This is a genomic window from Gordonia sp. C13, assembly GCF_023218005.1.
Lineage (GTDB): Bacteria > Actinomycetota > Actinomycetes > Mycobacteriales > Mycobacteriaceae > Gordonia > Gordonia namibiensis.
In genome coordinates this window covers 96154-111153 of record NZ_JALPSY010000015.1, presented here as the reverse complement: position 1 = coordinate 111153, position 15000 = coordinate 96154, and the positions used below count along the sequence as shown (strand labels likewise).

Annotated in this window: 13 protein-coding genes and 2 pseudogenes; 8 read left to right on the top strand and 7 right to left on the bottom strand. The window is 61.1% G+C overall.

What is annotated here, in order from left to right; translation table 11 throughout:
• Positions 1-276: 276 nt before the first annotated feature.
• Entirely contained in the window at positions 277-1386 is a 1110-nt protein-coding gene (locus tag M1L58_RS13775; RefSeq protein WP_248659306.1) for a tyrosine-type recombinase/integrase, read from the top strand.
• Positions 1383-1772, top strand: a complete 390-nt coding sequence (locus M1L58_RS13770; protein WP_248659305.1) for a helix-turn-helix domain-containing protein — start codon at positions 1383-1385, stop codon at positions 1770-1772. Before M1L58_RS13775 ends, M1L58_RS13770 begins: the two co-directional genes overlap by 4 nt.
• A gap of 582 nt (positions 1773-2354) precedes the next feature.
• Here the strand turns inward: M1L58_RS13770 and M1L58_RS13765 are convergent.
• Positions 2355-3206, bottom strand: a complete 852-nt coding sequence (locus tag M1L58_RS13765) for a hypothetical protein (protein WP_248659304.1) — start codon at positions 3204-3206, stop codon at positions 2355-2357.
• A 334-nt stretch (positions 3207-3540) separates the two neighbouring features.
• Entirely contained in the window at positions 3541-4665 is a 1125-nt protein-coding gene (locus tag M1L58_RS13760; RefSeq protein WP_248659303.1) for a hypothetical protein, read from the bottom strand.
• A gap of 392 nt (positions 4666-5057) precedes the next feature.
• Between M1L58_RS13760 and M1L58_RS13755 the strand changes: the two are divergent.
• Positions 5058-5360: pseudogene (locus M1L58_RS13755) on the top strand (tyrosine-type recombinase/integrase); the annotation flags it as partial.
• Positions 5357-5692 carry a helix-turn-helix domain-containing protein gene (locus M1L58_RS13750; protein WP_020793155.1) on the top strand — a complete coding sequence of 112 codons (336 nt, stop codon included), beginning with the start codon at positions 5357-5359 and terminating at the stop codon, positions 5690-5692. The pseudogene M1L58_RS13755 and the gene M1L58_RS13750, both read left to right, overlap by 4 nt.
• Before the next feature lie 992 nt (positions 5693-6684).
• On the opposite strand, the gene M1L58_RS13745 is transcribed toward M1L58_RS13750, so the two are convergent.
• On the bottom strand, positions 6685-7629 hold the full coding sequence (locus tag M1L58_RS13745) for a carbon-nitrogen hydrolase family protein (protein WP_248659302.1): 945 nt from the start codon (positions 7627-7629) through the stop codon (positions 6685-6687).
• 250 nt (positions 7630-7879) lie between these two features.
• Here M1L58_RS13745 and M1L58_RS23635 point away from each other — a divergent pair.
• Positions 7880-8239 (top strand): annotated as a pseudogene (locus tag M1L58_RS23635) (SRPBCC family protein).
• Positions 8240-8798: 559 nt separating this feature from the next.
• Positions 8799-10409, top strand: a complete 1611-nt coding sequence (locus M1L58_RS13730; protein WP_248659300.1) for an amidase — start codon at positions 8799-8801, stop codon at positions 10407-10409.
• 635 nt (positions 10410-11044) lie between these two features.
• Here M1L58_RS13730 and M1L58_RS13725 read toward each other — a convergent pair.
• Positions 11045-11758 (bottom strand): SDR family NAD(P)-dependent oxidoreductase, encoded by a 714-nt coding sequence (locus M1L58_RS13725; RefSeq protein ID WP_248659299.1) that lies wholly within the window; start codon positions 11756-11758, stop codon positions 11045-11047.
• A 108-nt stretch (positions 11759-11866) separates the two neighbouring features.
• Between M1L58_RS13725 and M1L58_RS13720 the strand changes: the two genes are divergently transcribed.
• Positions 11867-12469, top strand: coding sequence for a TetR/AcrR family transcriptional regulator (locus tag M1L58_RS13720; RefSeq protein ID WP_248659298.1), 603 nt, complete (start codon positions 11867-11869; stop codon positions 12467-12469).
• Between the two features lie 31 nt (positions 12470-12500).
• Here M1L58_RS13720 and M1L58_RS13715 read toward each other — a convergent pair whose 3' ends face one another.
• Positions 12501-12866: an Rv2640c family ArsR-like transcriptional regulator gene (locus tag M1L58_RS13715; RefSeq protein WP_248659297.1), complete on the bottom strand. Its 366-nt coding sequence runs from the start codon at positions 12864-12866 to the stop codon at positions 12501-12503.
• Positions 12867-12967: 101 nt separating this feature from the next.
• Here M1L58_RS13715 and M1L58_RS13710 point away from each other — a divergent pair, with 101 nt between their 5' ends.
• Entirely contained in the window at positions 12968-13450 is a 483-nt protein-coding gene (locus M1L58_RS13710) for an ArsI/CadI family heavy metal resistance metalloenzyme (RefSeq protein WP_248659296.1), read from the top strand.
• 83 nt (positions 13451-13533) lie between these two features.
• Here the strand turns inward: M1L58_RS13710 and arsB are convergent, their stop codons facing one another.
• Positions 13534-14640, bottom strand: coding sequence for an ACR3 family arsenite efflux transporter (gene arsB / locus M1L58_RS13705; protein WP_248659295.1), 1107 nt, complete (start codon positions 14638-14640; stop codon positions 13534-13536).
• Complete coding sequence (locus M1L58_RS13700) at positions 14637-14924, bottom strand: ArsR/SmtB family transcription factor (RefSeq protein WP_248659313.1); 288 nt, start codon at positions 14922-14924, stop codon at positions 14637-14639. The genes arsB and M1L58_RS13700 overlap by 4 nt, the downstream gene beginning before the upstream one ends.
• Between the last annotated feature and the right edge of the window lie 76 nt (positions 14925-15000).

The following is a 15000-nucleotide window of genomic DNA, read 5'->3' as shown; positions in this document are numbered from 1 at the left end:
CGTTAAGTGCCGATAAGATACATTATGTCAAGTTAACCACTGCATATTGCATCAGATGCATCAACCCGCCCGCTCCTCCAACCTCGCCACGGCCAGGACCAACCCGACTGCCGCACAGTGACATTCGGAGCATCGAGACTTCTACAAACGCCACGAGGGCCTGCGCCCGCGGCGTGGCGACCGACCGATCCACACCTCGTTGACCTGGGGTCTTGACTTGATGATGCATCAGATGAATCATTGATGCATCAGATGAGACACGGCCTGGAGGTGCCGATGGCGGTTGACGATGTTGGACGCGCCTATCTCGTCAATGCTGTCCGGCCGCTGCACCCCGAGGAACAGACCATCGCAGAGATGCTGCAGGGATGGCGCAACCAGCAGCTCAGCCGCAACCTTCGGTTCGAGACCATCGATGCCCGCATCAAGCAGGTCGAACGGTTCATCGAGCACTCGAATGAGCACCCGTGGTCCTGGACAGTTGCAATGGTCGACGAGTTCTTCGGCGATCTCAGATCGATTCACAGTCTCTCCCAGTCCTCCATCCGCGCCTATCAGGTGGGCTTGCGGCAGTTCTGCTCATACATCAGCAATCCCGACTACGGCTGGGACCGCGTCTGCGAGGTGCTATTCGGCACCCATCCATCGCAGGTCTTCTTCGACTGGAACACTGCCCAGCACGTCCAGGAGAACGAGTCCAGGCCAGATAAGCGGGCATTCACCAAGCGCGAAATTCAAGACTTCTTCGACCATGCCGACGATCAGGTCTCGGCGATCGCCGCATCCGGACGCAAGGGGTGGCTGCCGGCCTACCGCGGTTCCGTGATGTTCAAGCTCGCCTACTCCTACGGCCTTCGCTTCAACGAGCTCGCGCACCTGCAAACCGTCGACTTCGCGCGAAACCCTCATGCCAAGGAGTTCGGCAAGTTCGGGGTGGTCAACGTCCGATACGGCAAGGCCAAGAAAGGGTCGCCGCCAAAGCGTCGTGGCGTACTTACTGTCTTCGACTGGACCCCCGAGGTCATCGCCGACTGGCTCGCCAACGGCCATGCCCACATGGACGACGGCATTGACCTCTTCCCCAGTGAACGCGGCAACTTGGTCTCAGAAACCACACTGATTCGACGTTTCCGCAGATACTGCGACGATCTGGACCTGTCGCCAGGGCTCGACCTCCACTCGTTTCGACGGTCATACGCAACCCACCTGCTCGAGGATGGCTGGGATGCGATGTTCGTCCAGCACCAAATGGGTCATGAACACGCATCCACCACCGCAATCTACAGCTGCGTGAGCAGCGATTACCGGACGAGGACCTTGCGTAACGCACTCGATGCAACACTCAATGCCGCACTCTCCCCCACCGAGAAAGGTGGCGCATCATGAAGCGCGACGTCGACTACACCTGGCGGCTCGCAGAACTCATGGCCAACCACCAGATGCACAACAGCACCGACCTCATCCCCCGACTCAACGAACGTGGCATCACGCTCTCGCGACCGCAGGTCTACCGCCTCGTGCACCAGCGCCCCGAACGTGTCTCCCTCAAGCTCATTGCAGCTCTGTGTGACATCTTCGACTGCGGCCCTGAGGACCTCGTGACTGTCACCGCAGCCAACGCCCGAAAGAAGGCCGCCAGCGCTGGCCGCGAGAACGTCGTCGAGCTCAACAAGGCAGTACGCCCATACGACAGTTCGCCACTTGGCATCATCTACGCCGGAGCGCCCCGTGCCGGCCGGACGTCTCCAGCGGGAGACCCAGGACCTCGGTGACAAGTGCTAACCCGTGGATATCGATATCTCCCACTGCGAGTATGCAGCGATCGAATATGCAGAGTTACCAGTAAACCCGGTAATATTGCATCAGAATGCATCGCGCCGTCCCTCACCAACTTCTTTCTGACCTCGCGTCCCTCGATAGCCAGTCTTTGAGATCTCCCGAGTGCCGGTGGCCCGGCCGCTCAAGGAGGGCACTCTCCTGCCGCGCAATATGCAGCGATCGAATATGCAGCATTATCAGTAACCACTTCGGTTTGTCGCCTGGCTTGATGCCGAGCATGGCGCACGATCGAGACTTGCGTCCAAAGGATGTCGACCAATGGGTTATGACAGGCTCGACCACACGCCACACAACCCGAACGTTCCTGATCTCGGCCGTCAAGTCACGAATCAATCGCTCGTCACGTTCGGGGTCCGGCAAGCGAGATCCGTGCGCCTGCTCACGAAAGAGGAAAGCCTGGTGTGGATCCGGGAGCTCTTACAGGGTGACAGTGACTCACTCCCCAACCGTGTTGCCGGCATTCTCCTACTCCTGTACGCACACCCGCTCGCCTAAGGCGGTCAACGAACAGCGGCCTACTGCTCGCCGAGGTCCTCGATGCGGTGTCTATCGATGATGGCTTTGAGTTCGTGGAACGCGGTCGCGCGCGCTGTCACTACATCGGCGGCGTCGGACGTGGTTTCCGACTGTGTCTTATGCGCGCCGTACAGCATCGGGCCGAGGCGGCCCCTTAGTTCTTCGCGCTGCTTCGCCATCTCCACGTTCTCGCGCTCCTCACGCAGAGCGCGGTCAATGTCGACGGCCTCCTCAGCGCACTTGCCGATCAGCGCTACTCGCTCCTGCACCGACCTCTCTAACCGCGCTACTTCACGCTGCGCGTCTTGCAACATCTGCTTGTCGGATTCACTGAAGTTCCTGAGGGAGGCGGCATCTGTCGTCACGCTGCGAATCTCGTGTGCCCGACGTAGGTTGTCCGCGATTGACTCAAGGTCGGCGTGGAAGTCGAAATCGGCAGGGTCCCCGAGCCAACCGGTTCGGGCGGCCTCGGTTCCGATGATGGTAGCGACCCACGTTTCGGCGTCCTCGTAGAGCGCGAACCCTTCGGGACCGAAGTCCACCTTCTGTTGTCGCTTAGCGGCAGCTCGTTCAGCTTTCTCGACCTCACGGCGACGTGCTTCGGCCTTCTTTGTCTCCTCCTTCCACCAGGACCACAACGCGACGGTTACAAGCCCAGCGAGCCAAATACCCTCCAGGACCCAGCCTGTCGCAGTTCGCGCTGGTGATGGGTTGTCCGCTCCCAGTACGTTCACGGCGAGCCACGTGCCGAGGAAGTACGGCCAAGCTATCGCCAAGAACGCTAGCCCGAGCAGAATGGCTCCTACCCAGAAGATGGTGCTGTCGTCGTTCTTGGCCTTGCTTGAACCCATTTGCAGGATCTTACGTACCTGAGGGGAGTCTTAAAAGACGTTCGTGGTGGCCATTGACGGAGCGAGTGATCTCAGGGCACTGACGTGCATGGACCCTGTCGCGGCGACGACTTGAGTGACAGGGTTCGTCTGTTGGGGGGACACGGCAGCGCGAGTTGGCACGAACTTTGCTGCTGTCAAGCAGGACTCGTAGTTCGGGGATGGATCGGATGCAAATCAACAGTCTGGTAGCCGACGTGCTCGTTGGCGACCACGCAGAGATTATGCAGCGATTGAATATGCAGGGTTACCAGTAAAAGCTCTGCATATTGCATCAGATGAACCAGCTGACTTCTCAAGTCGTCGGGCGGTCCGACGTTTCGGTACCTGGCGTCTTGTTGGCTTCGAGCCAGAGCCGAAGCATCTCGTCACCGATGTCTTTCTGCTGACTCTTCGTGATCCCCAGATTGGATATCTGTTGCTTGACCGAGTCGATCAGCTGGATATCGGCAGTCCATGGGATGTTCTGTGTCTTCGGGACGTCTCCGCGTACGGGTGCAGTCATCAGTTCGTCGCGTGGAAACAGTGTGAGCAGGCTAACCATCCTCTCGGTTGTCATGCCCACTACCCCATCACTCGTGCTCCATTCGAGGACGGTGTTTCGAGCGCTCTCTTTCACCCGAGATTTGTTGTGAACAACGTCGTTTCGAACTTTGTTGAGTTCCCCCATGAACTTACTCTTGATGTCGTTCTTCAAGAACTCCGTCCCGAGCTGCCGCGAGTACGCGGCCGCTAGCCGTGGCCGGTACCATTCGTCCCAGATTGCGTGGATGTACGCAAACCATTGCCCGTAGGTCAAGAGTTGGATTGGCGGGAACCGCTCGTAAGAGATTAACCCCCGCTTCAGGCTATATGAGCTTGCTCCACTGTCCATCGCATATTTCAGATCCGCGATGTGGACGCGGCCTGGCCCCGATTCTGATCGAAACGAATACGTCCCGATGTCGAAGTATTCGCCGTCGGTATCCTTCCGTGCATCGATCGTCATGGCGAGTGTGTTATGAGCTGACAGGGTCGTCGCCAGGGTGACTAGAAATCGGGTCTCGAACTCATCGACAACCTGGTCTGCGTCTTCTTCGTCGGGCATTGCATCCACACTTTCGATTGCTTTGCCGGCGAGAGTGGCAACGTCGCTGAGGCTTTCCACCAACTGTTGGGTGGTCGTTAGCGGCCTGTCAAGGAGCTCGACGACAGCGGCCAGAACGCCGTCAACAATCGCACTGAGCTGCGCACTATAGATCGACTTCCTCTCGCGCTCTTCAAGCAGATGGTGAAAGACCGAAGTCCGCAAGCCCTCCTTGGTTGATTTCTCCGCAACGCCTCTTGAGTTAGGGGCGGCCTCAACGTTATCCCGCGCCACCTCAACAAAGAAGATCAGCTGATTGAAGTTGTGCCGCCAGAGCAACGTCTCGTCACTCATCGCGCACAAGGGCAATCGTGCCGACTGGTGGTGCCGCGCGACCATCATTTCCAGGGTTCATCATGATGACGATGCTAGGAGACGCCACCGACAATGCATCCGATCCGAGCCTTGCGCTCAACACGGGTTCGCTCGCAACCGCGACGCCCCGTCTCTTGCTGAGCTGACCCGGGATGGATGGATTATGCAGCAGTCGAATATGCAGAGTTACCAGCAAAGCACTGCATATTTCATCAGATGCATCAACTCACCTGCTCCCCCAACCTCACTACAACCAGCCCCAATCCTGCTGCTAGGCAGCGACATTCGGAGCATGGTGGTTCTGCAAACGCCACGAGAGCCCCTGCCTGTAGAGAGGCAACCGGCCGATTCACACTTCGTTGACCTGGGGCAGCGAGCGCGGCAACCTGGTTTCAGAGACCACGCTGATTCGACGTTTCCGCCGATACTGTGACGATCTGGACCTGTCGCCAGGGCTCGACCTCCACTCCTTTCGACGGTCGTACGCAACCCACCTGCTCGAGGACGGCTGGGATGCGATGTTCGTCCAGCACCAAATGGGTCATGAGCACGCATCCACCACCGCGATCTACAGCTGCGTGAGCAGCGATTACCGGACGAGAACCTTGCGCAACGCACTCGACGCGACACTCAATGCCGCACTCTCCCCCACCGAGAAAGGTGGCGCATCATGAAGCGCGACGTCGACTACACCTGGCGGCTCGCAGAACTCATGGCCAACCACCAGATGCACAACAGCACCGACCTCATCCCCCGACTCAACGAACGTGGCATCACGCTCTCGCGACCGCAGGTCTACCGCCTCGTGCACCAGCGCCCCGAACGTGTCTCCCTCAAGCTCATTGCAGCTCTGTGTGACATCTTCGACTGCGGCCCTGAGGACCTCGTGACTGTCACCGCAGCCAACGCCCGAAAGAAGGCCGCCAGCGCTGGCCGCGAGAACGTCGTCGAGCTCAACAAGGCAGTACGCCCACGCCGAGCGAGGATCATCAGTGACGACGATTGAACCCCGCCGCCGGAACACTGTCCGAGACCGACCCAAAGCAACCGACGGCCAACTGGAATGCGTCCGCTGCCAGCGACACATGCGAAAAGCTGCAGTTACGTGGCCGGATGGCAAGGTGTGCAACTCGTGCTTCTACAAGGCCACGAGCCTGTTCGGGTCATGCCCAAGCTGCGGCATGGAGCGCATGCTGCCAGGACGACTGGCCATCGGTGATCAGCCAGTATGCCGCGACTGCGCCCGCATCCGACAGGACTACCACTGCCGATCGTGCGGCCAGGAAGCCCGTCCATACCGCCGCGGCGTCTGTGCCCGCTGTACCCTCCGCGCAGATCTCGAACACGATCTGATTCGCGACGACACACCCTCCGAAGTCGCCGCACTGATCGACGCACTCTGTTCTGCCGACAGGCCCGAAAGCGTGCTGACATGGAAGCGATCGGCGAAGGTGCAACCACTTCTATCGGCGGTGGCGTCTGGGGCTACAGCCCCTACCCATGAGGGCCTCGACGCATACGAGCCGACTGGCAGACACGTGGAACACCTACGGTCGATCCTCGTACACCACAAAGCTCTACCACCCCGCGATAAGTACATCGCCTACTTCACACGGTGGCTCGATGAGAAGCTCGCCGCAGTGGAGAACGACGAGATCAAGCGTCCAGTCCGACAGTTCGCAACCTGGCATCACCTGCGCCGGATCAACGAACTTGCTCTCGCCGGCAAGCCGACGCGAGGACCTGTGCACTCTTCGAAGCAGGAAATCACTGAGACACTTCGGTTTCTCGCGTGGCTTGATGCCGAGCATGGCCGCACGATCGAGACTTGTGTCCAACAGGACGTCGACCAATGGGTTATGACAGGCCCGACCACACGCCACGCGATCCGAACGTTCCCGATCTGGGCCCAAGTCACGAATCAATCTGAAGTGCCCCGGTTTTCGCGGAGAGGTAGGCTCGGTGTGGTTAACGACCGGGGGCACATCGTCCTGCGCTTTAGGTTGTTGTGCGCTCTTTGCTCGGTGCATAGGACTTCTGCTTGTAGTAACGCTTTCCGTGCACGCGTTGCATTGACCACATGGCAGCGGGGATAGCGCCTCGCGGGTGCAACCAGAACTTTTCCGACACAGCGCCAGTAGGGGCCGCTCTCTGCAGGTCGACATCGGCGAGCGCGAAACCGGGACCTTCCCACGCGTCACGTCGCGCCTGGATGCGACCATCTGCAGTGCAGATCATTGCTCCCCCCTCAAGGTGTCCCCTGTAGCGCAGAGGAAGCCATGGCATGCGGCAATGCAACGTTCCGGTGTGTGCTGCGTGGATCACAGGAGCGCCGACCAATCGAGCCATCGCGGGCGCGATTCCCGTGGCAGTGGCTGAATTCGAATTCTCAAGCTGCTCAAAGATCTTTTTCGGGTGCCACGACGGAATACTCCACCACGCCGACCCGCCAACTACCACATCGACTCGACCGCGTAGTCTCCTCGCTGTCTGTGAACGCATGAACTCCCAGCACACGGCAGCTCCTGCGGCTCGGCCATCGCCGAGGTCGATGACGCCCTCATCGTCACCGCCGATGTAGTAGCAGTTCTCCCACATCGTGGGTAGGTCTTTATCGTGACGCCCAAGAATTTCACCAGACGGGGACACAAGAAAATACGCGTTCCGCGTGTGTCCGTCAGCGTCACGGCATAGGAACGATCCTCCAATCGTGATGTGGTTCCGTTTGGCCAGAGTCATCATCATCTCGACCGCCACGCCATCGGGTGGCAACGCGGCAGAAGCGAGCGCGTCGTCGAAAGCCATACCCGTGGAGAAGAATTCGGGCAGCATCACCCATTCGGCGCCGGCCGCGACAGCGTCGATCACCAGCCGCTCACATCGGGCGAGGTTTTCGGAGATATTGGCGACTACTGCCTCAAGTTGGACCGCTGCGACCTTCATTCACACACCCTTTCTGGCTGCACAAACACGCATCCGCCGGACGCGTAGCGAGCAGGTTACTCCACGCTTGTGGTCAGCGACACTGGGCGGACCCCGTTTGTAGGTCCGGTGGTCCTGAGAGTCGTCCTGTCGCCCGTAGCTGCGGGTAGGGAGACTGGTCAGATCATGTCGAACAGCAGGAAGCGTCACACCCCGGAGCAGGTCGTCCGCAAGCTCGGTCAGGCGGACAGGATGCTCGCCGACGGCGCGGATGTCGCGGCAGTGTGCCGGGAGCTCGAAATGGGGGCCAACCGTCTCCGGGGCGCGAGTGAACTGAAACGTCGAGTTGACCTCCGGGACAAGCGGAACCATCTCGACTGTCGCGGAGGTGCACCTGCCGTGCGAGATCACCGAGTTCGTAGATGGACGGTCATGGGCCTGGAAGGTGGCAGGGGTGAACGCGACGCGACATGAGGTGATCCCGGTGGCGGGCGGCTGCGTTCTGAGCTTCGGCGCCCCGGTCTGGGCGGCCGCGTATCTGCCGGTGCTGGCCATCGCGTTGCCGCGCATCGAACGGATCGCGTCTGGGGTGGACACTTACGGTGGTCGGGACACGGTGTCGATAGTTTGAATCCACTGAGCTCCCATTACGTTCTCACCCGGTTGTTGCAAGGCGCCTTCGGACGCGCTCGACAGGTAGACGCTCAGTTCGCCCACCGCCTCCGCGGCGGTCTCGACCGATCCTTCTGTCACATTATCTGCCATGCGATCTCGCACGGCCCGCCCATACCCCGGCCCGAATATCCACTGAAAACGAACGCGAAATCCGTAGTGACTTAATCAATTGCCAGGCCAGAGCTTTGCGGGCTGGCCCGGACATCGATGGCCACGCCAGCGGGTCTGCACCGTAGCCGAGTTCCGCCTTCCGTCGGTCGGCGCTACTGGACGGGCGCCGCTGAACTTGGCTGAGTTAGCCAGCACTCGTCGAAGTGTGACCTGTTTCTCTTCTCTTCGCTAAAGAGATTCGCTGCGTTTGATACACACGTGTCCCGGTCGCGTGGGAGATTTACTCCTACCTAGAACCTTGTCGACCTTGCGCGGATCGACTCTTCGATCGCGCTTCGTAAGAGCACCAGCGGGCCAGGCGAGTACGCGTGGAGCTGGTTCTACGTTTGAAAGCGAGTTATCTGATGGATGATCGGCAGCGGGTGAGCCGTCGGCGGTTTCTCTCTGCAGCGGGCGCGGTGACCGCAGCAGCCGGTTCGGCAGTCACTTTCGGTGACGGCGTCTCGTCAGCGGTTACACCCACGTCGCCGACAACGCCCGGTAAGCCGCCGGATTTTCGACCCGACGGCTTGTCGGTCACTGATCTCGCGCGGGCACTCGAGCGAGGCGAGACCACCTCGGTCGATCTTGTTCAAGCCTACCGCGCGCGAATAGCCGCCTACGACCAGCGCGGTCCCAGAATCAATGCGATCATCACCGACAATGCGAACGCTGTGGACACCGCCGCGCGGCTCGATCAGGAACGGCGCGTTGGCCGCGTGAGAGGTCCGCTGCACGGTATTCCGATCGTCGTCAAGGACAACTTCGACACCGCAGACCTTCCGACGTCAGCCGGATCCCGACTACTCGCCGGTAGTGTCCCGGCGTCCGATGCGACCGTGGTGGCGCAATTGCGTGCTGCCGGGGCCATCGTCCTGTCGAAGACAAACATGAGTGAGTGGGCGATTTTCATCTCCACAGACAGCTCTCGCCTGGGCCAGACCCGCAACCCTCACTCCCTCACCCATAACCCCGGGGGATCCAGCGGCGGTACGGGCGCTGCCGTCGCCGCCGACTTCGGAGCTGTCGGACTGGGATCGGATACTTCCGGATCGATCCGAATTCCGTCCGCGCACAACAGTTTGTACGGTTTGCGCCCAACCAAGGGGCTCGCATCCATTGGTGGTGTCATACCGTTGGCGTCCACCCAGGACACCGTTGGGCCGATAGGTCGGAGCGTCGCAGACCTGGCGATGGTTCTCGACGTCATCGCAGGGCGCAGCGATCCACGCGACGCGACCACAGCTCGGGCGGTCGGACAGCGCCCTCCGAGCTATTACGCTGCGTTGTCCGCGCAGGCGTTGCGAGGCGCCCGGATCGGCGTGGCTCGCTCGATGTTCACCGGCCCGACGGGCCCGGGCGGTGACCCCGGTGTGTTGGCAGTGATGCAATCGGTTCTGGCCCGCCTTCGCGACAGCGGTGTCGTTCTGGTGGAGATTCCTGAACTGGACGAGACTGAGGCACTCGTTGCCGATGTCGTGTTGTACGAAGCCTGCGAGGACATCGACAACTACCTCAGGCATCTACCAGGACGACCGGTCGCCGGCATCGACGCCGTGATCGCATCCAATACGTCGGTCGCATACGCGCAATCGCGTTTGCTGGCGTCACGTGCAACCGGCGGTCGCAGGAATCCGCTCTACGGTGTCGCCCTGGCCCAACGCACAGCCCTAAAGAACAGGATCACCGGGCTGATGGATCGCCACGGCGTTGCCGCGTTGGTTCATCCCACCACGCAAATTCAGCCTCCACTAATCCCCGACGAGCGGGTCGACGCAGCGATCACCGCAGACATCGCGCCGTGCGCTGGATTGCCGGCGCTGTCGGTGCCCGGAGGCCTATCCCCGCAGGGACTCCCGGTTGGCTTTGATCTGTTGGGGCGACCGTTCGCTGAAAGCACACTACTCAACCTCGCTCACTCCTTCGAACGAGATCACAACCCGCGCGTGACACCCCGCCACACACCCCCCCTCTGAACCCCTCGACGACTGGTTCGAGTACATCGGGCCGCCGCTCAGAGGTGCCAACTCGCAACCATGAGAGTCATAGCGCTAGCCCAGAAGCCGTTCACCGTGACGGCAGCGGTGAGATAGCTCCGGAGTCGTCGCGGGGTGCGATCAACCGGATCGCCGATCGCCTCGGAGTGCACCCCGAGGCGTTACGCAACGGGGTCCGTCAAGCAGAGATCGACGGCGGGTTTCGTTCGGGTACTACGACCGGCGATGCCGATCGGATCGCGCAGCAGGAGCGGGAGGCGGCGGCGCCGGCTGATTCTTCTCTTTCGACGCGACAGCTTCCACACGACAAGATTCTCAACGCCTCACCAGACGTGCAACCACATTATGCAGCGACCGAATATGCAGGGTTACCACTAAACCACTACATATTGCATCAGGCGCAAATCACTCGCTCCTCCCGCCTCACCACTGCCCGCCCGTCGAATATGAGTCGCGCTAGCGTGAGACGCCTCCAAAACGGAGAACCTGCAGTTCGGTGCATGCACCCAGCATGCGACGCCAGCCTCATGGACAGTGCCCCAACCGAATTCGTGGCCTCGCAGCACCTGACGGTATGGCAGTTCTCGAAACTCGAGCCCGGCGGTCGAAATCGGTTACAACGCGAGGGCCTGCGGCGGACCTGAGAGACCAGCCTTGGACTGCCTACTCAGATCGTCGATAATCTCGAGATCGCCCGCCTCCAGGCCGTCGAGAGCGATGCGCGCGAGTTCGGTCGGCTGGTTGAGCAGCGCTTCGGGCAGCTCCATGCCGGCTTGCTCCGCGTAATCGAGCAACGTCTGGGTGGCGATCAAGCCGGGCACCAGAGCACTGACCAGAGTCCCCTGTCCCGCCAACTCCACCCGGACGCCGTTGGTCAGGCCCCACTCCGCAGACTTCGCCGCCGCATAGGCGGTGTTGTCGTCGACCGTGTTCCATGCCGCGGCAGAAAGGACATTGAGGATGGCACCGCCACCGTTGCGGGCGAGAATCGGGGCGAAAGTGCGGATAACCCGTAGTGTCCCATAGTAATTGGAGTCCATCACAGCACGGATGGCGTCGAGCTCATCGGTGACCAGATTCCCGCCACCGGTGAACGCGGCATTGTTGATCACGACATCGACGTCGTCGGCGACCGCTGCCGCGGCATCGACCGATTCCTGATCGGTGATGTCCAGGCGAAGAACCTGTACACCGGCGATGTCGATGAGTTCCGGCCGCCGTGCCGTTGCGTAGACCTTGGCACCTCGGCGCACCAACTCGGTTGCCAGGGCGTGGCCGAGACCGCGATTGGTTCCGGTGACAAGTGCTGTGGCGTTGGCAAGATTCACTTCGTCCCCCTCGGGTCGGTCCGGCCGACAAGGTGACCCATCGGTCCGCTTACCCTGGCGACGTTAGCACGTAATCGGACCGCGTGGTCACCTTGTTAGGATCAATCCATGCCGTCACCCGACCGCCCACTACGCGTGGATGCCGCACGTAATCGGCAGTTGCTGCTTGCCGCGGCCGAGGAAGAGTTCGCCGCGCACGGCCTATCGGCTTCGGTCGCCCAGATCGCTCGCCGGGCCGGCGTGGGCAAAGGGACCGTCTTCCGACACTTCGCCAGCAAAGAAGACCTCATGGTGGCGATCGTGGCCGGCCACCTCGACATCCTCATCGACCGCGCGGAACAACTGGCGCAGGCCGACGACCCGCTCGCTGCCCTATTGGAATTCCTGACTCTCGCAGCCGACGAACGGCAGCAGCATGACGTCGAATTCCTCTGGGCGGTCAGCGATGGCGACGCCCGGGTCATCGAACTGCGCATCCGACTGCACAGTGCGATCGAGGCGCTCGTCCACAACGCCAGAGAAGGCGGCGGCATCCGAGATGACGTGACCGCTGCGGATATCTTCCTCTTGATGTGCGCGCCCGTACACGTGGTCAGCAACCTGTCCGATCCCGATCCCGAGCTCTGGAAGCGCTACCTCGCGATCATCTTCGACGGACTCCGGCGAGAGGGTGCCACTCCGCTCCCCCAACCCGCGCCGGCGCTGCCCTGACCCGCCGCCGGCTTCGGGGTGAACGCGTCGGTCAGCCGCATCCCGTCGACGCGCCGAGCACGTTGCAGAGCGCCTGCAGAGCGTCCGGTTGTGCTCGATAGAAGACATTCATCCCGCGCCGTTCGGGACCGACCATCCCGGCCTTTCGGAGTTGACCCAGATGATGGCTGGTCGTCGCCTCGGTCAGCCCGACGGCCGGCGCGAGGTCGCAGGTGCAGATCCCCTCCCCTGACTCGTCGGCGAACAGGATCGAGAGCAACTTGATCCGTACTGGGTCGGCAAGTGCCTTGAGCCGCAAGGCAATCTCGAGTGCGGCGTCGTCATTCAGTGGCGCAGCCGATACCGGAGCGCAGCAGATGGGGGCACTGATATCGACGACTGGCAACGTCTTCGGCATGAAGTCATCGTACGCAGGTTTCTTGACATATGTCGAAAAGGTGGCATCCTGCGAGTACTCCGTCAGTTCGATATATGTCTCACAGGTGAAAGGTGGTTGTCATGTCCCGCATGCAGCTCGCACTCAACGTCGATGATCTCGATGCCTCGGTGGAGTTCTACTCGAAGTTGTTCAACACCAGCCCAGCGAAGCTCAAGCCGGGGTATGCCAACTTCGCGATCGCCGAACCACCCTTGAAGCTGGTGTTGTTGGAGAATCCCGGCCAGGGAGGCACGATCAATCATCTCGGTGTCGAGGTCGAGTCAAGCGAAAAGGTCCACGCCGAGATCGCCCGCCTCTCCGGCGAAGATCTGTTCACCCAGGAGGAGATCAACTCCACTTGCTGCTTCGCGAAGCAGGACAAGGTGTGGGTGATCGGGCCTGCCAACGAGAAGTGGGAGGTCTACACCGTGCTCGCGGACTCCGAGACCTTCGGTAGCAGCCCCAAACTGCTCGAGCAGACCAGCACAGAGGACGTAGAAGGAACAGTCTGTTGCGGCGGCAGCACCGCCGAGGGCGTCGATACGCGCACCGCCTGTTGCTGAGCACTCGTTGCGATCTCGCGTCCCCGTCTACCGCTCGGATCGGTCGGCGAGGGCGTGGATCCGGGCGGTGATGTCGTCGCGGATCAGACACCTTCGTTCGCTGCCGCCGATTGGACTTTCTCCGTCGGCGACTCGAGGTGGCTGGGAAACCGTCGGCGCAACGCCAGACTCACATACACCAGGGCCACCAGCACGGGCACCTCGATCAGCGGTCCGATCACCCCGGCCAACGCCTGACCTGAGGTGGCCCCATAGGTTGCGATTGCGACCGCGATCGCCAGTTCGAAGTTGTTGCCGGCAGCTGTGAACGCCAGCGTCGTGGTCCGCTCGTAGCCGAGCCCGAGTAGCGCACCCATCGCGTACACGCCACCCCACATCACCGCGAAGTAGATGAGCAGCGGCAACGCAATCCGGGCGACGTCCCACGGCTGGGACGTGATCTGTTCCCCCTGCAGAGCGAACAGGATGACGATGGTGAACAGCAGACCATACAGGGCCCACGGACCGAGTCGCGGCAAGAACGAGTCCTCGTACCACTGACGCCCTTTTGCTCGCTCTCCGAGCCGACGAGTGAGATACCCGGCGAGCAACGGAATCCCGAGGAAGATGAGCACCGATTTCGCGATCTGCCACGGCGAGGCGTCGATCGTTGTCTGTTCCAGACCGAGCCAACCGGGCAAGACCGACAGGTAGAAATACCCGAGAACGGCAAACATCACCACCTGGAACACCGAGTTCAACGCCACCAGGACGGCGGCAGCTTCTCGGTCACCGCAGGCAAGGTCGTTCCAGATGATGACCATTGCGATACAACGAGCCAGGCCGACGATGATCAGTCCAGTGCGGTATTCCGGGAGATCTGACAGCAGCAGCCACGCCAGTGCAAACATCAACGCCGGACCGACAATCCAGTTCAGTATCAGTGACCCCACCAGCAGACGACGATCGCCGGTGACCGAGTCGAGCCGGTCGTAGCGCACTTTGGCCAGGACCGGGTACATCATCACCAGAAGGCCTGCAGCGATCGGCAGTGAGATGCCATCGACCTCCACTGCAGCCAGCGCGTCGCCGAGTCCGGTGACCCACCGGCCCAACAGCAGACCGGCCACCATCGCCGCCCCGATCCACACAGGCAGGAACCGGTCAAGCAATGACAACCTTCCTGCTACCGCCGCCTCTCCCCCACTCACTGCCAATCCTCACACGAACGGGACTCACCCTGCACTGCGGAGAGATCCTCCAGGAATCCGGAGAGTTGTTGCAACACAGACGCATTGATTCTGTAGTACACCCACGTAGACCGCCGCTCACTGGTCACCAGACCGGCCTCACGCAACACCTTCAGATGATGCGAGATCGTCGGCTGCGACAGATCGAACGGGCCCGAGATATCGCACACGCATGCTTCGCCACCAGGATGCGCAGCCACCTCCGACAACAGACGCAGCCGCACCGGGTCCCCAAGAGCCTTCATCACCGTCGCCGCATCAGCGAACCGATCGTTATCAAACCCAGGCCAGGCGGTTGTCACCGCGTTCTGTATCGACACT